Here is a 19,578-nt window from a genome sequence, read left to right as displayed (position 1 = left end):
GACCATGCTTCTCGCTGATCAGGATGCTCGCTGGTATCTGATCCAGACCAAACCACGTCAGGAAGCGCGCGCCGCAGAGAATCTGCAACGCCAGCACTTCGAGTGTTACCGGCCACTACAGGCGACTGCAAAAAGGACCGTCGCCAGGCTGCAGACTGAAGAAGCGCTGTTCCCCGGCTACCTGTTCATTCGCATGGACCAGGTGCATGACAACTGGTACCCGATCCGTTCCACTCGTGGCGTCTCACGCATCGTGACCTTTGGCGGTCAGCCGGTGCCGGTTCGGGACGCGCTGATCGAGCAGATCCGCCAGCGTCTTTCTGCGCCATCGGCGGACACCCGGTTTACCCGGGGCGACATAGTGCTGATCAACACCGGCAGCCTGAGTGCAGTCGAGGCGATTTTCCTGACAGCGGACGGCAGCGAACGCGCGGTCATTCTGCTCAGCATGTTGCAACGCCAGCATCAGGTGGTGCTGCCCATCAGCAGTCTGTCACGGGTACAAGCCAGGGCCTGAGGCTCACCACACCAACAGACACTGCCGCCTTCACGCGCTCATCATCCGCCCTCCGCACCGGAACCGCACCATGCCCTGTCAGACCACCCTGGTGACGCTCACCTATGGTGACCGTTTCGACTATCTGCACACGCTGATCAGCCGCTCGCTTCAGAGCCCGCTGATCAGTCGGGTCATCATCGTCAGCAATGCTTCTGTCGCGCCGTTACAGACGCTGTGCGAAGAATGGCCGGACAAGGTTCAGGTGATCCGGCTTGCGCACAATACCGGTTCGGCCAACGGTTATTCGGTTGGCATAAAGGCAGCGCTCGACGCCGGGGACGACTACATCTGGCTGATGGACGATGACAACGCGCCGACCCTTGATGCCATTGAAGTACTGCACAGAGCCCTGCACGAAAAGACGCAAAGCGGCGGGAATGACAACACCGCAGTACTCGGATTTCGTCCGACTCACCAGGCCGACGTTGCCGCCGGGGTTCCGCTGCGTTACGCCATTCAGCGTCGCTCGAGTTTCTTCGGTTTTCACATTGCCCAGTTGCCCTACAAGATATGGCGCCGCTTGCCTTTCAGGCGGTCCAGGGCGGCCAGCCCCTTGCCAGAAATGGTGCAAATTCCCTTCGCGACTTACGGCGGGTTGCTGGCCCATCGCAGCCTCTACATGAAGATCGGCCAGCCACTGGATGCGCTCAAACTGTACGTGGATGACAGTGAATACACTTGGCGGATCACCCAGGGCGGCGGAAAGCTGTTTCTGATAACCGGCGCACGGCTTGATGACCTGGAGGACTCGTGGAACATCAAGGCCCGCACCCGCAACGTCTATGAAAACTACCTGCTGGGCGGATCGGATCTACGCGCTTATTACGCAGCGCGCAATCAGGCATGGTTCGACAAGTATGTCTGGGCATCTTCCGCGCCGAGCCATCGACTCAACCGGCTGGTCTTTCTCTGCATGCTGAGCCTGTGCGCACGTCGTCATAACGCCATGCAGCGCCTGCACCTGCTGAGAAAGGCCATACGCGAGGGCGAAGCTGGCGTATTGGGCCTGAACAGGTCATACCCGCTATGAAAATCCTCTTTGTCAGTAGCCTTTACGCGCCCGATATCGGCGGCGGAGCGGAAATCATCCTGCAGCGCACCGTCGAGGGGTTGCAGCAGCGCGGTCATACGGTGGCGGTGCTGGCCACCTCCGATAAGCCTGACCTGCAACTGGCGGAGGTCAATCGTGTCAAGGTCTATCGGGCCGGACTGCTGAACAGTTACTGGCATTTCAGCGCTCAACGACCTGGCCGTCTGGCGCGGTTGGGCTGGCATTGGCGTGATCGCTACAACAGCGGCATGCGCGACTACGTCGGTCAAGTGATGGCAGCTGAACAGCCCGAGCTCGTGGTCTGCCATAACCTGACCGGCTGGTCGGTGTCGGCATGGGACGAAATCAGCGCAGCCGATTGCCCTGTCGTGCAGGTCCTGCACGATTTTTACTTGCTGTGTCCGGGCAGCACCATGTTCAAAAACGGTCAGAGCTGTCAGCGGCAGTGCCGGGTGTGCTCGCAGTTTCGCAAGCATCACGCTCGACAATCGGAGCAAGTCAGTACAGTCGTGGGGGTTAGCCGTTTCATGCTCGACACCCTTCAAGCGCAGGGCTATTTCAAGGGCGCACGAGGCTATGTGGTGCATAACGCCAGTCCGTTTTCACCCCCGCTGCACGAGTTGCGCACACCACCGGCGGATAAAGCCCCACTGCGCTTTGGCTATCTGGGCACGCTGTCGGAAAACAAAGGGGTGGGATGGCTGATCGATCAGTTCCAGCATTTGCCCTTCGACGCCACCCTGAAGATCGCCGGGCGTGGGCAACTGGCTGACGAGATACGCTTGCGGGCCAGGGTCACATCACCCCGGATCAGTTTCGTCGGCTTTCAGCAGCCCGATATTTTCTACCGTCAGATCGATGTCGCGGTCGTCCCTTCGATGTGGAACGAGCCATTCGGCCTGGTGGCTGTGGAAGCCTGTGCGCACTCCCGCCCAGTGATTGCCAGCCGCATGGGCGGGCTGACGGAAATCATTCAGGACCCTCTCAACGGCCTGCTGTGCAGCCCCGATGATCCTGACTCGCTGGGCCTGGCGATGCTCAAACTGCATCAGCAACCCGAGCTTCTCGCACGCCTGGGCAGTCAGGCGCGTAACAGTGTCGCGTCCCTGTTGAACCTGGACCTCATGCTGGATCAATACGAAAGCATTTTTGCTCAGACGCTTCAGGACCGCATCACCTGGCGCAGCGTACGCACGTAGTTTCAGTCCTGCTCAATGGACATCTTCGACCTCATGGGCACCGGGCAAGGCGCTCGTACTCCAGCCAAATCACCCTCACCAGCAGGAAGCTTGAGATGATTTTCATCAATTCACGGTTTCTCACCCAGGACATCAGTGGTGTGCAGCGCTATGCAGAACAGATGTGCCGGGCGTTGAAACGCCTGCGCAACGATCTGGTTTTTGTTGCCCCGCGCGCGATCAGACTGCATGAGTGTGCCCGTGCGCTGGATGCGCAGCGTGTCGGCTATACCACCGGTCATTTATGGGAGCAGATCGATTTGCCGCTGTACCTGAAGCGCCGGGGCAGCCCGCTGCTGATCTCGATCAGCAACACCGGCCCTATGTTCTACGGCAACCAGATAGCCACTCATCACGACATCAACTATGTGCGTTATCCGCAAAGTTATACCCGGCTGTTTCGCCTGGTCTACCGGACCATTACCCCGGTCCTGCTGTCGCGGGCCAGAACCCTGCTGACCGGCAGCGTTTTTTCCAAAACAGAGATCAGCTCTTTCTACGGATATGCCGAAGACAAGGTGCTGGTCGTACCCGCAGCGGTCAGCGATCAATTCATACCGCGTCCGGTCGTGCCTGACCGGCCGAAATATTTGCTGGCAGTCTCATCGCCCGCTGCGCACAAAAACTTCAATCGACTGATCGAGGCGTTTCTGAGCCTGCGTGGTCACGCGGATCTGCAGCGGCAAGCGGCGTGTTCGCCGATCCGGACCTGCAGCGCCTGGCCTGTCGTGACCCTCGCATCCGCTTTCTGGGTCGGCTCAGTGATGCCGAACTGATCGAGCAGTATCAGGGGGCAATCGCCTTCGTCTTCCCGTCGCTGTACGAGGGTTTCGGCATTCCGCCGCTGGAAGCGCAGGCCTGCGGCTGTCCGGTGCTGGCTGCCAATGCCGCCTCGATTCCTGAAGTGCTGCAGAACAGCGCGCTGTATTTCGATCCTCTGGACGTCAGCCACATGGCGGCGGCAATGCGCCGCGTGCTGGTCGACGCCCCGTTACGTCAATCGCTGCGTCTGCGGGGGCTGAAAAACGTACAACGTTTTTCCTGGGAGCTTTCCGCGAAGCACCTTTCCCGGCATATCGACACGCTGCTGGAACCCGTGGTCGATGCGCACGGCGAGACATCGCATGACCATCGCACATCTTCAGACGAGCCCTGAGTCGACACCTGTATTGCCGGACACATTGCCGCGTCTGCGACAGCGTGAGCACATTGAGCAAGGAACGCCCATGAAAATTGCTATCGTCCATGACTGGCTGGTGACTTACGCCGGCGCCGAACGCGTACTCGCGTCACTGATCAATATCTGGCCTGACGCGGACCTGTTTGCCGTGATCGATTTTCTCAACGATCAGGACCGTCTGCACCTGCGCGGCAAAAGGCCGAAAACGACGTTTATCCAGAATCTGCCTGGTGCCCGAAAACACTACCAACGCTACCTGCCGTTGATGCCGCTGGCCATAGAACAACTGGACCTGTCCGCTTATGACCTGATCATCAGCAGCAGCCATGCTGTGGCCAAAGGCGTGCTCAGCGGTCCGGGGCAGCTGCATATAAGTTATGTGCATTCACCCATCCGCTATGCCTGGGACCTTCAGCACCAGTACCTCCGGGAATCAGGGATGGTCAAAGGCATCAAAAGCCGGCTGGCACGCATTGTCCTGCACTACATCCGGCTGTGGGACCAGCGCACCTCGACCGGTGTAGACGCGTTCATTGCCAATTCCGGGTTTGTCAGCGCCCGCATCGAAAAGGCTTACCGGCGAGAGTCCACGGTCATCTATCCGCCAGTCGACACGCTCGGCTTCACCGCGCATGGCGCTCGTCAGGATTTCTACCTCAGCGCTTCACGCATGGTGCCTTACAAACGCATGCCGATGATCGTCGAAGCGTTCGCCGCTATGCCGGAGAAGCGCCTGATCATGATCGGCGAAGGGCCTGACCTGGCCAAGGCCCGCGCCATTGCCTGCCACTCGCCCAACATCACGCTGCTGGGCTTTCAGCCGGCTGCCGTGCTGCTGCAACACATGCGCAGCGCCAAGGCTTTTGTGTTTGCCGCCGAGGAGGATTTCGGTATCAGCCCGGTCGAGGCTCAGGCCTGCGGTACACCGGTGATTGCGTTCGGCAAGGGCGGCGTGCTGGAAACCGTCCGCGGGCTCGATCACCCGCACCCGACCGGCGTGTTTTATCGACAACAAACCGTCGCCTCGCTGATCGCCGCTGTTGCCGAGTTCGAAGCAGAGCAGGCACGCATCACACCAGAGGCCTGCCAGGCCAATGCCGAGCGATTTTCGGTGCTGCGCTTCGAGCAGGAAATCCAGGCGTTCGTCGAAAGCCGCCTGGTGACGGCCCACCTGCTTCATCTGGCGCGCCTGCCTCAGCCAGATTGGACCGCCTATACCGGGCCAGCAGGCAGCGACCTGCCGGGCCGCGTCGTTCCCATCAAATCCGTGTGAGGGAACCGTCGATGGCTACGTCCGTTCGCGGCATTCTGCATGCCCATCAATCGGCACTGTCACTCGCCCATCGTCTGCTGGATCTGGCAGTTATTGTATCGATCGGTTACTGGCAAACCGGGCTGACGACGATCAATATCACCGAGACCTGGTTTCGCATCCTCCTGGCAGTGCTGTTGTTCCACTGGTTCAGTGAATATCACCAGTTGTATGGCTCGTGGCGCGGCGAACGTATCCTGCGCGAACTGACCAAGGTCTTCAATTACTGGGCACTGAGCTTTGTCATTCTGCTCTCGTTGAACTACCTGCTGCTAAAACGTCTGCAGATGCCGGATAACGAGCAGATGAGCTGGTTTGCCTTGGTCCTTGGCGCGCTGTGCGGCTATCGACTGTTGATTCGCCTTGCACTGCACACACTGCGGCGAAATGGTTTCAATACACGTCGGGTGGCGATCGTCGGGACCGGTCAGGTGGGCGAACGGCTGGCGCGCTCGATCTCTCTCGCACCGTGGATGGGCCTGAAACTTCTGGGTTTCTATGACGCCCATCCGCAGCAAATGCACCCGGACGCCGGCACACGCCGCCTGCCGGTACTGGGTGATCTGGAACAGTTGATCTTAGACGCCCGCGCCAATCGGATCGACAAGGTGTACATCACCCTCGCCTTCAGTGCCGAACCGCAGTTGCGCGAGTTGATAACCGGACTGAGCGATACCACCGCATCGGTGTATCTCGTCCCGGACGTGTTCATGTTCGACCTGCTGCACGCGCGCAGTGAAAGCATCAACGGCCTGACCAGCATCAGTATTTTCGATTCACCCATGGACGGTGCCTGGAGCCTGGCCAAACGTTTCGAAGACATTCTGCTGTCCAGTCTGATTCTGGCAATAATCGCCCTGCCGCTGCTGCTTATCGCCACGGCTATCAAACTCACTTCGTCCGGCCCGGTACTGTTTCGCCAGCGGCGTTACGGGCTGGACGGCAGGTCGATCATGGTCTGGAAGTTTCGCAGCATGAGCGTGCTGGAAAACGGTGACGTGGTGACTCAAGCCACCCGCAACGATTTACGAATCACACCATTGGGCGCCTTTCTGCGGCGCACTTCACTGGATGAACTGCCGCAGTTCTTCAACGTGCTGCTCGGTGAAATGTCCATCGTCGGCCCCCGTCCTCATGCCGTTGCGCATAACGAACAGTATCGCAAGCAGGTCAGCGGCTACATGTTGCGCCACAAGGTCAAACCCGGCATCACCGGCTGGGCACAGATCAACGGCTGGCGTGGCGAAACCGACACGCTGGACAAGATGCGCAAGCGGGTCGAATTCGATCTGGACTACATCGAGCACTGGTCGATCTGGCTGGACCTCAAAATCATTCTGCTGACGCTGCTCAGAGGGTTCGTCAACAAGAACGCCTTCTGACTATTCCCTTCTCCCCCGATCAATCTCGGACCTCGTACGCACAAGGAGCCACACCCCATGATGAAAGGAACCCGGATATGAATCGGACGTTAGTTGCTTTACTGCTCGCCAGCTTGACGCTACAGGGCTGTGCCTTTGCCCCCGGTCAGCATATGACGCAGGACGACGTCACCCTCAACGACCCTGAAGAGCCCAGGGCGCAGCTGGTCGAAATGACCCCGAACAGTTTGCGACACCAACAGCAACGCGCCATCGCAGACGCCAAGGCTCTGCCGCAGGAACTGCTTGACTACAAGACCCCGGAATACGTGATAGGGGCTGGCGATACCCTGCTGGTTACCGTGTTCGAGCACCCGGAGCTGACAGCGCCGGGATCGCAGGACCAACTGGATGCGAACACCCGTGAGGTGCTGAACGACGGCACACTCTATTTCCCCTATATCGGGCGGATTCGCGCCAGTGGCAAAACCGTCAGCGAGGTCCGCGAGCAACTACGCATGGGCCTGGCGCCTCAGTACACCGAGGTCAAGGTCGACGCCAAGGTGCTGCGCTACAACAGCCAGCGCATATTGCTGTCAGGCTCATTCAAGGTGCCCGGCCCGCAACCGATCACCAACATTCCATTGAGCCTGGTGCAGGCAGTCAGCGTGGCAGGGGTCGATCTGACCGACGCGAATCTGGCCGGGTTGACCCTGCGGCGTGATGGTCGGGACTACCTGATCGACATTGACTCGCTGAACCGCGAAGGCTCGCAGTTGAGCAGGATATTTCTCAAGGATGGCGATTACCTGCATTTGAACAGCAACTCGAGAAACAAGATTTACGTGCTGGGCGAAGTCCGCAACCCTCAGGTCATCTCTTTCGGCACAACACGCCTGACGCTGCTGGAGGCACTGGGCAACTCGGGTGGCTTGAGCCCGGACAGTGCAGACGGTAATGCGGTGTACGTGATACGCGGTGCGGAAAACTTCGCCGATGCCGCCTCGACCGTCTACCACCTCAATGCCAAAAAACCCACTGCGTACCTGCTGGCCGGGCAATTCGAGCTCAAGGCCCAGGACGTAGTTTTCGTGGGCCCGGCTGACATTACTCGCTGGAGTCGCTTCATCAGTCAGCTGCTGGGTTCGGCCAGCGTCGTGCAGACCGGTGCCGCCTTTCGCCGCTGACCTCTCGCCGACGTCGCTTACTGTCCCTGCAACCCGCGTTGCGGGGATTTTTTTGTCTTAGTCAGCGAAGCCTGACTGTTGCTGAAGCAACAGCCTTGCAACAGTTGTTTGCAAAAGCGTCAGCAATCGGCCATTCCAGCCACACTGCGGGCGTTGGGAAACCCCTGTATTTCGGAGGCTGCGAGACGATTTTACGGGACTGGCACACAAGCTGCTTTGCAGAGGGACGCTTATCGCAAGGAATTCCCGCATGCTCGTCGTTTCACTCTCAGGCAGTCCGTCTCCCAAATCCCGCTCCGGGGTAGTCCTGGCCCACGCAAGCAGTTGGTTGCAAGAACAAGGCGTTGAAGTCACCACATTGCGCATTCGCGACTTCAATGCCGAGGACCTGCTGTTCGCCTGCTTCGACAGTCCTCAAGTGCTGGCTTTCATAGAAGCGGTCAGCCAGGCTGATGGTGTTCTGATCGGCACGCCGGTCTACAAGGCGTCGTTTTCAGGCGCACTGAAAACCCTGCTCGACCTGCTCCCGGAACGTGCCCTGCACGGCAAGGTGGTCTTGCCACTGGCAACGGGTGGAAGCATTGCACACATGCTGGCCGTCGATTACGCCCTCAAACCGGTGCTCTCGACCCTCAAATCACAGGAAGTGCTGCACGGCATCTTCGCCATCGATACTCAGATAACCTACGGCGACAACGAACAAGGCGGCACGCTCGACGACACGCTCACCGAACGGCTGCATGAAGGGCTGGAACACTTCTACCATGGCCTGCAGCGCAGGCTGCAGGCGCGTCACAAACAGGCAGGCGGGCATCTGCAACTGGCGTTGTAACGACAGGCTCAGTGCTCGACGAACAACGGGTACAGTGAGGCCACCAGCAAGGCGGCCATCACACCGTTGAAAATCCTCAGCCCAAGGGGGTCGCGAAGCACATTGCGCAGCAGGCTGCCAAAGCCTGCCCAAATCCCGACACTGGGCAGGTTGATCAACGCGAAAACCGCCGAGATCACCACCACGTTATAAAAGTAGCCCTGCATGGGCGTGTACGTGCTGATTGCCCCGATCGCCATGATCCAGGCCTTGGGATTAACCCACTGGAACAGCGCGGCGTTAATGAAGCTGAACGGTTTGCCTTTGCTTTCGACGTTTTCGGAAGCAGGCCCCGATGTCGCAATCTTCCAGGCGAGACACACCAGATAGGCAGCGCCCACATAGCGCAGGATCGTGTAAAGCATCGGCCAGGTCCTGAACACACCGCCCAGTCCAAAGCCCACCGCCAGCACCAGAACAAAAAAGCCGATGGTTATGCCCAGCATATGAGGGAGGGTTCGGCTGAAACCGAAATTAACGCCGGAAGCCAGCAGCATCATGTTATTCGGCCCGGGGGTCACCGACGTCACGAAGGCGAACAGTGCAAAAGCGAGGAGTAAATCGAAAGAGAGCACCATGAAGCCTGTCCGTAGCAGTGAGTCAGGCGCTCACCCTATCGGAGACGTTGTCAGAAACAAACGGACAGTTGGCTGATCATTATTACCGTACAGTTTCACGCAGCAGGCTTATCAAGCAGGCTGTCAGCCTTGCGGGGGTTGAGTGATGGCACCCAGATCAACGCTGGTTTCGCCGTCGTCATCGAACTCACGCGCTTGCTGGATCTGAGGGTCTGCAAGCAATTGCGCCTTGCGCGCCTGGTATTCGTCAAATGACAAACCGCGACGGTTCAAATCTTCCAGCGCGAGCTGATGGCTTTCCTCAGTGCTAAATGGACGCTGCTCGGTCGCATGATGAGTGGAGCAGCCGGAGACCAGCGCAACGGTAAATGTCAGGGCAAGCGCAAGGGCAATTTTATGGTTCATCTGGGGGCCTCCGGTCGGGCTTCATTTCGGCAATGAAGCAAGGTTACGCCTGCCCCTGCTGCAGCAAAAATCAACCGCCGTGATAGTGTCTATCGACTTTTCCGAGCATTCTCGATCAGCACCTCGCGCAAGGCTTGCGCAGCGGCTGACAGCTTGTGGTCGGCCAGCATCAGCAGCCCGATACGCCGCTCGATTCGCGGTTCGACCAGCGCAATGCAGCGCGCGCCCAGTTCCTGCATCTGCCCGATACACAGCGATGGCACCGCACTGACGCCCAAGCCGTTGGCCACCATCCGACCGATAGTGGACAACTGATGGCTTTCGAACGCCACCGAAAGTTTGCCGTGCCCAGGTTCTATGGCCTGCTCCAGCAACAAGCGCACGGCGGAGGGCCGTTGCAGCGCAATGAAATCTTCACGCAGCAGTTCGGCCCAGGACACCTCGGCGCGCTCGGCCAGCAACGAGTCGCTGGCGACCACCGCCACGAAGCAATCTACATAAAATGGCGTGAACAACAAGGCGCTGCTCGATTCCGGTTCGAAACCGATACCCAGTTCAACGCGGCGATGGCGGACCATTTCCAACACTTGCTCGTTGATCACGTCATGCACCGCGACATTGACCCTCGGGTAGCGACCGCGGAACACCTTCAGCGCTCCAGGCAGCATATTGCCCGCGAACGATGGCATGGCGGCAATCGAAACCCGCCCCATTTGCAGCGTAAACCGTTGGCGCAGCAGCTCTTCGGTGTTGTCCCAGTCTGCCAATAGCTGGCGAGCCAGTGGCAGCAGGGTTTCGCCTTCAGGCGTCAAACCGACACTGCGCGTGGTGCGCGTCAACAATTGCCCGCCAAGATCCTCCTCCAGCCCCTTGATGGTCAGACTCAGCGCTGGCTGCGAGACATTCAGCCGCTCACCGGCCTGAGCAAAACTGAGGTACTGCGCCACCGCAACGAAAGCCCGGAGTTGTTTGACGTTCATATATTTATTTTTCTTATCAATTGATCATAAAAACAAAATTAACAAATCAGTGCTACAGGGTGAAGATGCAAGCCATTAGATCTTCAAACAGCGCGACTGATGGTCAACAACTATAAAAGGCGGATCAATCATGGCTGGACTCGATAAACGGGTAGCAACCTACGAAGAAGCCCTTGCCGGGCTGACCGATAACATGACGGTACTCTGTGGAGGCTTCGGCCTGTGCGGTATCCCGGAAAACCTGATCGCACAGATCAAACGCATGGGCATCAAGGGCCTTACGGTTGTTTCCAACAACTGCGGTGTCGACGGCTTCGGGCTCGGCATCCTGCTGGAAGACCGGCAGATCCGAAAGATGATTTCCTCTTACGTGGGCGAGAACGCCTTGTTTGAACGGCAGCTGCTCAGCGGCGAGCTGGAAGTGGAGCTGACCCCACAAGGCACGCTTGCTGAAAAAATGCGTGCAGGGGGCGCCGGTATTCCTGCGTTCTACACCGCGACTGGGTACGGGACACCGGTGGCAGAAGGCAAGGAAACCCGTCAGTTCAATGGTCGCAACGTGATTCTGGAAGAAGCCATCACGGGCGATTTCGCATTGGTCAAAGGCTGGAAAGCCGACCACTTCGGTAACGTGATCTATCGTCATACCGCGCAGAACTTCAATCCGGTGGTGGCCACGGCAGGCCGGATCACGGTGGTCGAAGTCGAAGAAATTGTCGAGCCTGGTGTACTGCTGCCGACTCAGATCCACACCCCGGGGATCTACGTCGACCGCATCATACAGGGCACATTCGAGAAGCGTATCGAGCAGCGCACCGTCAGAAAATCCTGATTGCGCGGCTTCTTCGACATACAACAAAGAGATTTCAGACCATGGCACTTTCCCGCGAACAAATGGCGCAACGCGTCGCCCGCGAACTCAAGGACGGCTATTACGTGAACCTCGGCATCGGCATTCCAACGCTGGTTGCCAACTACGTGCCGGACGACATCGACGTCATGCTGCAATCAGAGAACGGTCTGCTGGGCATGGGCGCATTTCCGACTGAGGAAACCATCGACGCCGACATGATCAACGCTGGCAAGCAGACCGTAACCGCACGTATCGGTGCATCGATTTTCTCTTCGGCCGAATCCTTTGCCATGATCCGTGGCGGGCATGTTGACCTGACCGTGCTGGGCGCCTTCGAAGTGGACGTCGAGGGCAATATCGCCTCGTGGATGATCCCCGGCAAGCTGATCAAGGGCATGGGCGGCGCGATGGACCTGGTGGCGGGAGCCGACAACATCATCGTGACCATGACCCATGCTTCAAAGGACGGCGAATCCAAACTGCTGCCGCGCTGCAACTTGCCGCTGACCGGCGCGGGCTGCATACGCAAGGTGCTGACCGACCTGGCGTATCTGGAAATAGAAAATGGCGCCTTTATCCTGCGCGAACGCGCCCCCGGGGTCAGCGTGGAAGAAATCATTGCCAGAACCGCAGGCAAATTGATCGTGCCGGATGACGTGATCGAGATGAGCTTTTAAGGGGTGGCCGAGAGACACTATCGCTCCCACGCTCCGGCGTGGGAGCGCCGTTCTGGACGCTCTGCGTCCACTTCGGGTGTTTAGATATTCCCTGATAATAATTACAAAAAGAGGTGCCTCTGATGGCCGCCAACATCGAAGAAAGCCGTTCCGCCCGATTTGCCCTGCGATGCGCCGCCTGGGCTGAACGCTGGTTTCCCGACTCATGGGTATTCGCCGCACTGGCGGTGGTCATCGTCACGCTGGCGACGCTCGCCATCGGGGCAAGACCGGCAGAGGCCGCGAAGGCATTCGGAGACGGGTTCTGGAGCTTGATTCCGTTCACCATGCAAATGGCTTTCGTGGTTATCGGCGGTTATGTGGTCGCCAGCTCGCCGCCCGCCGTGCGCCTGATCGACCGTCTGGCACGAGTACCCGGCAACGGCCGCTCTGCGGTGGCATGGGTGGCGCTGATTTCCATGCTGGCCTCGCTGCTCAACTGGGGGCTGTCACTGGTATTCGGGGGTTTGCTGGTTCGCGCCCTCGCCCGTCGCACCGACCTGCGCATGGACTATCGCGCTGCCGGTGCAGCCGCTTACCTGGGGCTGGGCGCCGTGTGGGCGTTGGGGCTGTCATCTTCTGCCGCGCAGTTGCAGGCCAACCCTGCCAGCCTGCCGCCGTCGATCCTTTCGATCACCGGCGTCATTCCCTTCACTGAAACCATCTTTCTCTGGCAATCCGGCGTCATGCTTGCAGCACTGGTGGTGGTCTCGCTGATCGTCGCCTACGCCACCGCCCCGGGCCCGAATAGTGCTCGCGACGCCAAGGCATGTGGCATAGACCCGGCGTTCAATCTGCCACCTCTACCTGCCAGAACCCGACCAGGCGAGTGGCTCGAATACAGCCCGCTGTTGATTATCCTGATGGTCCTGCTGGGCGCAGGCTGGCTGTTCAGCGAGTTTTCCAGCAAACCGGCGATCACCGCGATCTCCGGCCTGAACACCTATAACTTCCTGTTCATCATGCTCGGCGCGCTGTTGCACTGGCGGCCACGCAGCTTCCTCGATGCAGTGGCGCGAGCCGTACCCACCACTACCGGCGTGCTGATCCAGTTCCCGTTGTACGGCTCGATCGCCGCTCTGCTGACGACCGTCAAAGGTAGCGATGCGCAAACCCTTGCGCATTACATCTCGACTTTCTTCACCAGCATTGCCTCTCACGACACCTATGCGATCCTGATGGGCATCTACTCGGCCATATTGGGGTTCTTCATCCCGTCAGGGGGCGGCAAGTGGATCATCGAAGCCCCTTATGTCATGCAAGTGGCCAACGACCTTCAGTACCACCTTGGTTGGGCGGTGCAGATCTACAACGCTGCCGAAGCCCTGCCAAACCTGATCAACCCGTTCTACATGCTGCCTCTGTTGGGTGTCCTGGGCTTGAAAGCGCGGGACCTTATCGGCTTTTCGTTCGTACAATTGCTGGTCCATGCGCCGCTGGTACTGTTTCTGCTATGGGCGTTGGGCACGACATTGACGTACACGCCACCGGTCATGCCCTGACGTCAAAGCTGACCGAACGAGTAGTCACGCTCGACCTTGCAGACACGCGTGGTAAAGGCCTGATACCACTGCGCGCGACCCCGCTCGCGAACCTCGGTATGTTCGGCCTGTTGTTTCCAGGCCAGAATCGCCGCTTCGTCGGTCCAGTAGGACACCGTCACTCCCAGCCCGTCTTCACCGCGTGCCGATTCCACGCCAAGAAAACCAGGCTGCCGGCTGGCCAGTTCGACCATTCGTAGCGCAGCCGACGCATATGCCTGATGCTCATCAGATTTACGCAGCGAGGTGAACACCACCGCAAAGTATGGTGTGGGGAACCGTGCCGCAATCACGATTCATTGCTCTGTGCAGCCGTGAGGCAGGCGCGAAGAAATGCATCGACCAGAGGTGCATTCCTGCCCGACAACGCAGCCCGCTCCGGCTGGAACAGCGTGGCCACAAAGAATGGGTGGCCTTGCAATTCCATGCAGCGCACATCGCCCTCCGGCCCTCGCCCGCTGACCTTGAGGGCACCGCCGAACAGCGACGATTCCAACTCGCGACGCAGACCGTAGCGACAGTGATAGCGCTCTTCGATATCGAGCGTGCGGTAAGCCTGAGCAATCAGCGTGTCGGGTTGCAGATGAATCGGCGCCAGCGCATCGACCAGCGAGCAGTCGAGCGGCTCGATGATGACGTTTGCGGCACCAGGCGAGGTTTCGCCATGCTCGGCGTCTGCCCAGCCCAGGCCATTTCTTGCGTACTCGACCAATGCATGCTGAAAACCGCCGCAGGACCCCAGGAACGGCACCCGCCTCTCCCGGGCAAAGCGAATGGCAGTCAGCGCACCCTGCATCTGCAGATACGGGCTGCCGGGCACGCACCACAAACCGTCGAACCGGCCAAGACCCGAACCGTCGCCGATCTGTGGCGTCGGCAGCCACTCAATATCAACCTGAACCTGCAATACATCGGCCGCCATCTGCAAAGCCAGAGGGGTCGCCCGATGCGCTGGCACCTCGGCGATAAAATCCCCCACCAGCCCGATGTGTATGCTTATGACCGCTTTAGCCGCCACGCCCATGCCCTGCTCCCTGTCCATTTATGTGCAATCGGAACGGACTATAAACAGGCAAAAGTGCAATCAGAATGGGCGGCTCGGCAAGACACTGCATGCAGCGCTGCAAGGTCTCATTCGCTGACCGGCGTGAGCACCGGCTGCCCGGAAAAGAACGCCAACAGGTTATCGTTGACCTTTTGCACGCTGTCTCTCGACGCCTCGGGCGACAAACCTCCCACATGAGGCGTCAGCACGACGTTGTTCAGCGTTTTGAAGACATCCGGCACGTTGGGCTCATCGTCGAAAACATCCAGCGCAGCCCCGGCGATCTGCTCGGTCTGAAGCGCATTGACCAGCGCGTGAGTATCTACAACGCTGGCCCGGGCAATGTTCACCAGAAAACCTTCGGCGCCCAGCGCTTCCAGCACCTGAGCATCGACCAGATGCAGGGTGCTGTTGCCACCGGGCGTGGCAACCACCAGAAAATCCGACTCGGCAGCCAGCGCCTGCGCAGTAGCATGCCAGGTGTAAGGGCATTCGTTGCGCGGCTTGCGGTTGTGGTAGCCGATGACGATGTCGAAAGCCGCCGCACGTTTGGCGATGGCCAGCCCCACGGCCCCGAGCCCGATGATGCCCAGGCGCTTGCCTGCCATTGATGGTCGCACGGCCTTGCGCCACTCGCTGCGCCTTACGGAGGCGTCCGCCTGAGGAATATCGCGTACCAGCGACAACAGCAGTGCCAACGCATGATCGGCCACCGTGTCAGCGTTGACGCCGGCGCCGTTGGTGACGGTAATACCGCGCTCTTTGGCGGCAGGCAGGTCGACCTTCTCGTAACCTGCCCCGCTCACGCAAATAATGCGCAGGTGTGGCAACGCATCCATTTCCTCGGCAAAGAAACCCAATGGCCCGCGTGTCACAACAGCGCTGATCGCTTGACCATGGGTGGCTATCGCCTCGGCACGCTTCTCTGGCGTAGGAGCACGAATCAGCTGAAAGCCACTGTTTTCCAGAATCGGCAAATACGTGTCCAGGTTCTCGACCAGCACCAATACCGTTGTCATGTACGCTCTCGCTCGATCTGTAAAACGCTGACAGTAACGCGACTCGACGCATTTGTGCAGCGTCAATGAGGTTCGTTTGAAAAAGCGTTCGCGATAAGGCCACACGTTCATGAAGCGGACGCATTTGCCGGACAGACTGAGTGACAACCGACCTCGGCAATCCGATTGTGCGCTATCGTTGCTCGCAGCGACGTGCCAGCGGCACCATCGACTGACGCACTCGGACGCCCTCTCCAGACTAGGAACCATACGCCCATGCAAGGATTTTCCATCACGCTGTCAACACGCACACTCCTGGCTGCGGCTGTCATGTCGAGCCTGATGTTGTCATCCGGGATGGCAGCGGCGGCGGATGCTCCGGGCAAAGTGTTGAGCGAAAAATACGGCCTGCCCTGGCCCGCAGCGATCGCCCATCGCGGTGCCTCGTTCGACGCACCCGAAGAAACCATTCCGGCCTATACCCTGGCCCGCGACCTGGGCGCGGACTACCTGGAGATGGACATCCAGCGCACCAAGGATGGCGTGCTGATCGCCCTGCACGATGACGTGCTGGAACGCACCACCAACGTTGCCGAAGTGTTCCCGACGCGGGTCAAGGACCCGGTCAGCACCTTCACGCTGGCGGAACTCAAGCAACTGGACGCAGGTTCATGGTTCAACAAGGCTTACCCTGACCGCGCTCGCGCAAGTTACGCCGGGTTGCAAATCCTCACGCTGGACGAAGTGATCGATATCGCCGAGGGCGGCGCCAACAAGCCAGGGCTGTATATCGAGACCAAGGTGCCGAACAAATTTCCCGGTGTCGAAGCCGACCTGAAAAAGGTCCTGACCAAGCGTGGCTGGCTGAGCGAGCGACCTGCTGCCGCCGCCGGCCAGGTCAACGTCGCGCATATGCCGGGCCGTGTGGTCCTGCAGACGTTCGAGAAACAGAGCCTGGAACTGCTGCAAAAAGAAATGCCGAACATCCCCAAGGTACTGTTGCTGTGGATTGGCGAAGGCTCGATAGAACCGAAATCCAACGTTGCCTTCAAGGACTCGGGGTTCAAGGACAAGGCCAGCTATTACGCGGCACAGGAAGTCAAATCGCCGCAGGAATTCGAAAACTGGATTGACTGGGCCAAAGCCCACGGTGCCATCGGCACAGGCCCTTCGTCGCAGTTGGCCAAGGGTGGTGACCAGAGCTACATGGACTTGGTCAAACCCTGGATGAACAACCTGACCCACGAGAAAGGCATGGTCATTCACCCTTACACGGTGGACGATGCAGAGGACTTCAAGCGGATCCGCAACGATGGCGCAGACGGCTTTTTCACTAACCGCACCGCCGAACTGTTGAAGTTCTACGGGCGGCCAGCGAAAGAAAGCATTGATGCGATTCTGAAGCGCAACGGCTATTGACCGACGGCAGGCCGCATCCGACGATGCGGCCGTTCAGTCAGTCATCAGAAATCGATAGTACCCGAGAGTTTCAAGGTGCGTGGTTCACCCTGAGTCAGATAGCCGCCGTTGGCCGACGCCCAGTAATCCTTGTCCATCAGGTTTTCGACGTTGGCACGCAGGGTGACGTCCTTCTGTGCGACGTTGAAGGTGTAGCGTGCGCCCAGATCGAAGCGGTTCCAGGTCGGAATGCTCAGGGTGTTTGCCGCATCTACATACTGCCCACCGGTGCGCAGCATGCGCGCACTGATGGCCGCGCCCTCGATACCCGGCACGTCCCAGTCGGCGCCAGCATTAAACTGGAAGGTCGGCACGCCGATCGCCCTGTTTCCGTCATCGCTGCCACCTGAAGTACCACTCACCTCGGTGTCCATCAGGGTCAGGCCAGCCAGCAAACGCAAGCCGACGACCGGCTCGCCGAAGACGTTCATTTCGACGCCGCGGTTACGCTGGTCACCGTCGCGGACATAGCGCGTGCCGAGACCGTCCTGAATCTGATACCCGTCAGTCGGTTGCTCGATGCGATACACGCCCAGGCTAGCGCCAAACGTGCCCATATCCAGTTTCACACCTGCCTCTATCTGCTTGGAACGTGCAGGTGCGAAAACCTGGCCGGGGTTGATCGTCACAGTGCTCGGCGCAGTCGGCCCCTGAGCAAGACCTTCGATGCGGTTGGCGTAGAACGACACGTACTGCCAGGGCTTGAACACCACGCCGTAGACTGGCGTGGTGATTGCCTGGTCATACAGAGCATTGCGCGAGCCACTGTTGTAGTCATAGCCCTGAACCCGCAGTTGCTGGCGACGCAAGCCTGCCGTCAGCAGCAGGCGATCGTCGAAAAAGCCCAGCGTGTCGGAGAACGCTACGCTGCGCATCCGGCTCTTGCCCGTGATACCGGGATCGTTCATATCGCCTGCGGTGAAACTGTCGAGTGCCGGGCGCTCCTGGGAAACGGGGTCGTAAAGGTTGTTGCCGGACGTGCTGCCGAACAGATACGCACCGCGCTGCTCGGTCCATATACCGGACAGGCCGAAGTTGACCTTGTGGCTGACCGAGCCGGTCTGCAGCTTGCCGTTGATCCCGGCCATCGCGGTCCTGTTGTCTTCGTCGTGCGGTATCGAAGATGGCGAAGCTGTGGTGTTGCCAGCTGCGTCAATGATGGTCGGCGAGCCGTAGATACCGTTTTCACGGGTGTGCTTGGCGCCAGCTGCGGCGTACAGCGTCCAGTCATCGTTCAGGTCGTACTCGGCCCGAGTCATGCCGAAAGTGTCTTCGATTTCGGTCCAGGTCCAGTTCGGCGCGTAGTTGGTGTCGGAGTCTGGCGCATGCGGTACGCGGGTCAGCCCGCTGGCGACGAACACCGCGTTGCGGCTCTGGTTAATGCGCTGTTTCTGATACGCGAAGTCGCCGGAAATGCGGAAGTCGTCACCCCGATAATCAAGCCCAAGGGCGAACAGCTTGCTGCGATGCTCTTCATCTTCGACCCCGGTTTCACCTTCGCGTTGAGACAGGTTCAGGCGTGCGCCGAATTGATTGCCTTCGCCGAAGCGCTGGCCGAGGTCGAGATGCTCGCCGACCCGGCCGTCGCTGCTGATGTCGGTGGTAAACCGGCGCGTCGGTGTGTCCTTCGCGCGCTTGGGTTGCAGGTTGACGCCGCCGCCGATGCCCGAGCCGGTTGGCGTAACGCCGTTGATGAAAGCGTTCGGCCCTTTGAAGACCTCGACCCGCTCCAGTGCATCGGTCGATATGATCTGGCGCGGCAGTACGCCATAGAGGCCGTTGTAGGAAATATCATCGGTGGCCAGTTTCAGGCCGCGAATGACAAATATCTTCGAAGCGTTGGCGTAGCCGCTTGACTGGCGCACCGACGCATCATTGAACAGCACGTCCCCGACGTCCTCGGCCTGCTGGTCTTCGATCAGTTGCTCGGTGTAGCTCGACATGGTGAACGGCACGTCCATCAGGTCGGCATTGCCCAGCACCCCAAGCTGCCCGCCACGGGCAACCTGACCGCCTGCGTATACTGGCGGAAGGTCATGCGGGGCAGTCTTGTCGGCGCTGATGTCGGTTTCTCCAAGCACCATTGGGCCACTTTGTGGGCTAGCCGTGGCCGAGGCTGCCCAGGCCGGAGAACCAACTGAACAGCAAAACGCGAGCAAAGTAAGGCGCATCGGGAACGATGGGGTGTGCATTAAAAGGTCCTGCTGACGAGATGAGCGAGATCGGAAGAAACCTTCCTGGAAAT

At 59.3% G+C, this 19,578-nt stretch carries 18 protein-coding genes and 1 pseudogene; 12 read left to right on the top strand and 7 right to left on the bottom strand.

Annotated features, from left to right (window positions below; translation table 11 throughout):
* Nucleotides 1-4 precede the first annotated feature (4 nt).
* The 8 genes and pseudogenes from rfaH to ssuE all read left to right on the top strand — a co-directional run bounded on the left by rfaH (nucleotide 5) and on the right by ssuE (nucleotide 8,720).
* Nucleotides 5-517, top strand: coding sequence for a transcription/translation regulatory transformer protein RfaH (gene rfaH, locus ALO43_RS02230; RefSeq protein ID WP_054997042.1), 513 nt, complete (start codon nucleotides 5-7; stop codon nucleotides 515-517).
* Between the two features lie 70 nt (nucleotides 518-587).
* Nucleotides 588-1,589, top strand: coding sequence for a glycosyltransferase (locus ALO43_RS02225; RefSeq protein ID WP_024670984.1), 1,002 nt, complete (start codon nucleotides 588-590; stop codon nucleotides 1,587-1,589).
* Entirely contained in the window at nucleotides 1,586-2,809 is a 1,224-nt protein-coding gene (locus ALO43_RS02220; RefSeq protein WP_054997041.1) for a glycosyltransferase family 4 protein, read from the top strand. Before ALO43_RS02225 ends, ALO43_RS02220 begins: the two co-directional genes overlap by 4 nt.
* Before the next feature lie 95 nt (nucleotides 2,810-2,904).
* A pseudogene (locus ALO43_RS02215) lies at nucleotides 2,905-4,004 on the top strand (glycosyltransferase family 4 protein).
* Between the two features lie 70 nt (nucleotides 4,005-4,074).
* Complete coding sequence (locus ALO43_RS02210; protein ID WP_024670987.1) at nucleotides 4,075-5,301, top strand: glycosyltransferase family 4 protein; 1,227 nt, start codon at nucleotides 4,075-4,077, stop codon at nucleotides 5,299-5,301.
* A gap of 11 nt (nucleotides 5,302-5,312) precedes the next feature.
* Nucleotides 5,313-6,722: an undecaprenyl-phosphate glucose phosphotransferase gene (locus ALO43_RS02205; RefSeq protein ID WP_024691416.1), complete on the top strand. Its 1,410-nt coding sequence runs from the start codon at nucleotides 5,313-5,315 to the stop codon at nucleotides 6,720-6,722.
* A gap of 77 nt (nucleotides 6,723-6,799) precedes the next feature.
* The gene (locus tag ALO43_RS02200) at nucleotides 6,800-7,888 is read left to right on the top strand and encodes a polysaccharide biosynthesis/export family protein (RefSeq protein WP_005890574.1); all 1,089 of its coding nucleotides are present in this window, start codon (nucleotides 6,800-6,802) and stop codon (nucleotides 7,886-7,888) included.
* 250 nt (nucleotides 7,889-8,138) lie between these two features.
* Complete coding sequence (ssuE, locus tag ALO43_RS02195; RefSeq protein WP_054997040.1) at nucleotides 8,139-8,720, top strand: NADPH-dependent FMN reductase; 582 nt, start codon at nucleotides 8,139-8,141, stop codon at nucleotides 8,718-8,720.
* Between the two features lie 8 nt (nucleotides 8,721-8,728).
* Here the strand turns inward: ssuE and ALO43_RS02190 are convergent, their stop codons facing one another.
* From ALO43_RS02190 to ALO43_RS02180, 3 genes are all read right to left on the bottom strand, one after another.
* Nucleotides 8,729-9,337: a LysE family translocator gene (locus ALO43_RS02190; protein ID WP_054997039.1), complete on the bottom strand. Its 609-nt coding sequence runs from the start codon at nucleotides 9,335-9,337 to the stop codon at nucleotides 8,729-8,731.
* A gap of 123 nt (nucleotides 9,338-9,460) precedes the next feature.
* Nucleotides 9,461-9,742 (bottom strand): hypothetical protein, encoded by a 282-nt coding sequence (locus ALO43_RS02185; protein ID WP_005890571.1) that lies wholly within the window; start codon nucleotides 9,740-9,742, stop codon nucleotides 9,461-9,463.
* Nucleotides 9,743-9,831: 89 nt separating this feature from the next.
* Complete coding sequence (locus ALO43_RS02180) at nucleotides 9,832-10,722, bottom strand: LysR family transcriptional regulator (protein ID WP_054997038.1); 891 nt, start codon at nucleotides 10,720-10,722, stop codon at nucleotides 9,832-9,834.
* A gap of 130 nt (nucleotides 10,723-10,852) precedes the next feature.
* On the opposite strand from ALO43_RS02180, the gene ALO43_RS02175 reads away from it, so the two are divergent.
* From ALO43_RS02175 to ALO43_RS02165, 3 genes are all read left to right on the top strand, one after another.
* Nucleotides 10,853-11,554: a CoA transferase subunit A gene (locus tag ALO43_RS02175; RefSeq protein ID WP_005890569.1), complete on the top strand. Its 702-nt coding sequence runs from the start codon at nucleotides 10,853-10,855 to the stop codon at nucleotides 11,552-11,554.
* 41 nt (nucleotides 11,555-11,595) lie between these two features.
* Entirely contained in the window at nucleotides 11,596-12,252 is a 657-nt protein-coding gene (locus ALO43_RS02170) for a CoA transferase subunit B (RefSeq protein WP_005890568.1), read from the top strand.
* A 122-nt stretch (nucleotides 12,253-12,374) separates the two neighbouring features.
* Nucleotides 12,375-13,793: a short-chain fatty acid transporter gene (locus tag ALO43_RS02165; protein ID WP_024689734.1), complete on the top strand. Its 1,419-nt coding sequence runs from the start codon at nucleotides 12,375-12,377 to the stop codon at nucleotides 13,791-13,793.
* Nucleotides 13,794-13,795: 2 nt separating this feature from the next.
* On the opposite strand, the gene ALO43_RS02160 is transcribed toward ALO43_RS02165, so the two are convergent.
* From ALO43_RS02160 to ALO43_RS02150, 3 genes are all read right to left on the bottom strand, one after another.
* Entirely contained in the window at nucleotides 13,796-14,125 is a 330-nt protein-coding gene (locus ALO43_RS02160; protein ID WP_024670991.1) for an antibiotic biosynthesis monooxygenase family protein, read from the bottom strand.
* Nucleotides 14,122-14,856 (bottom strand): CTP synthase C-terminal region-related (seleno)protein, encoded by a 735-nt coding sequence (locus tag ALO43_RS02155; protein ID WP_024670992.1) that lies wholly within the window; start codon nucleotides 14,854-14,856, stop codon nucleotides 14,122-14,124. Before ALO43_RS02155 ends, ALO43_RS02160 begins: the two co-directional genes overlap by 4 nt.
* A 107-nt stretch (nucleotides 14,857-14,963) precedes the next feature.
* Entirely contained in the window at nucleotides 14,964-15,896 is a 933-nt protein-coding gene (locus ALO43_RS02150) for a 2-hydroxyacid dehydrogenase (RefSeq protein ID WP_024670993.1), read from the bottom strand.
* A 255-nt stretch (nucleotides 15,897-16,151) separates the two neighbouring features.
* Between ALO43_RS02150 and ALO43_RS02145 the strand changes: the two genes are divergently transcribed.
* Complete coding sequence (locus ALO43_RS02145; protein ID WP_054997037.1) at nucleotides 16,152-17,294, top strand: glycerophosphodiester phosphodiesterase; 1,143 nt, start codon at nucleotides 16,152-16,154, stop codon at nucleotides 17,292-17,294.
* 44 nt (nucleotides 17,295-17,338) lie between these two features.
* Here ALO43_RS02145 and ALO43_RS02140 read toward each other — a convergent pair whose 3' ends face one another.
* Nucleotides 17,339-19,525: a TonB-dependent receptor gene (locus ALO43_RS02140; protein ID WP_024670995.1), complete on the bottom strand. Its 2,187-nt coding sequence runs from the start codon at nucleotides 19,523-19,525 to the stop codon at nucleotides 17,339-17,341.
* Nucleotides 19,526-19,578: the final 53 nt, after the last annotated feature.

The organism is Pseudomonas tremae (assembly GCF_001401155.1).
GTDB classification, from domain to species: Bacteria; Pseudomonadota; Gammaproteobacteria; order Pseudomonadales; family Pseudomonadaceae; genus Aquipseudomonas; species Aquipseudomonas tremae.
Note: the sequence above shows the minus strand (reverse complement) of the source record. Positions and strands in the feature narration are given on the sequence as shown.

Coding starts and splice junctions, on each gene's coding strand:
- rfaH (WP_054997042.1), top strand. CDS start 5: ATGCTTCTCGCTGATCAGGATGCTCGCTGGTATCTGATCCAGACCAAA.
- ALO43_RS02225 (WP_024670984.1), top strand. CDS start 588: ATGCCCTGTCAGACCACCCTGGTGACGCTCACCTATGGTGACCGTTTC.
- ALO43_RS02220 (WP_054997041.1), top strand. CDS start 1,586: ATGAAAATCCTCTTTGTCAGTAGCCTTTACGCGCCCGATATCGGCGGC.
- ALO43_RS02210 (WP_024670987.1), top strand. CDS start 4,075: ATGAAAATTGCTATCGTCCATGACTGGCTGGTGACTTACGCCGGCGCC.
- ALO43_RS02205 (WP_024691416.1), top strand. CDS start 5,313: ATGGCTACGTCCGTTCGCGGCATTCTGCATGCCCATCAATCGGCACTG.
- ALO43_RS02200 (WP_005890574.1), top strand. CDS start 6,800: ATGAATCGGACGTTAGTTGCTTTACTGCTCGCCAGCTTGACGCTACAG.
- ssuE (WP_054997040.1), top strand. CDS start 8,139: ATGCTCGTCGTTTCACTCTCAGGCAGTCCGTCTCCCAAATCCCGCTCC.
- ALO43_RS02190 (WP_054997039.1), bottom strand. CDS start 9,337: ATGGTGCTCTCTTTCGATTTACTCCTCGCTTTTGCACTGTTCGCCTTC.
- ALO43_RS02185 (WP_005890571.1), bottom strand. CDS start 9,742: ATGAACCATAAAATTGCCCTTGCGCTTGCCCTGACATTTACCGTTGCG.
- ALO43_RS02180 (WP_054997038.1), bottom strand. CDS start 10,722: ATGAACGTCAAACAACTCCGGGCTTTCGTTGCGGTGGCGCAGTACCTC.
- ALO43_RS02175 (WP_005890569.1), top strand. CDS start 10,853: ATGGCTGGACTCGATAAACGGGTAGCAACCTACGAAGAAGCCCTTGCC.
- ALO43_RS02170 (WP_005890568.1), top strand. CDS start 11,596: ATGGCACTTTCCCGCGAACAAATGGCGCAACGCGTCGCCCGCGAACTC.
- ALO43_RS02165 (WP_024689734.1), top strand. CDS start 12,375: ATGGCCGCCAACATCGAAGAAAGCCGTTCCGCCCGATTTGCCCTGCGA.
- ALO43_RS02155 (WP_024670992.1), bottom strand. CDS start 14,856: ATGGGCGTGGCGGCTAAAGCGGTCATAAGCATACACATCGGGCTGGTG.
- ALO43_RS02150 (WP_024670993.1), bottom strand. CDS start 15,896: ATGACAACGGTATTGGTGCTGGTCGAGAACCTGGACACGTATTTGCCG.
- ALO43_RS02145 (WP_054997037.1), top strand. CDS start 16,152: ATGCAAGGATTTTCCATCACGCTGTCAACACGCACACTCCTGGCTGCG.
- ALO43_RS02140 (WP_024670995.1), bottom strand. CDS start 19,525: ATGCACACCCCATCGTTCCCGATGCGCCTTACTTTGCTCGCGTTTTGC.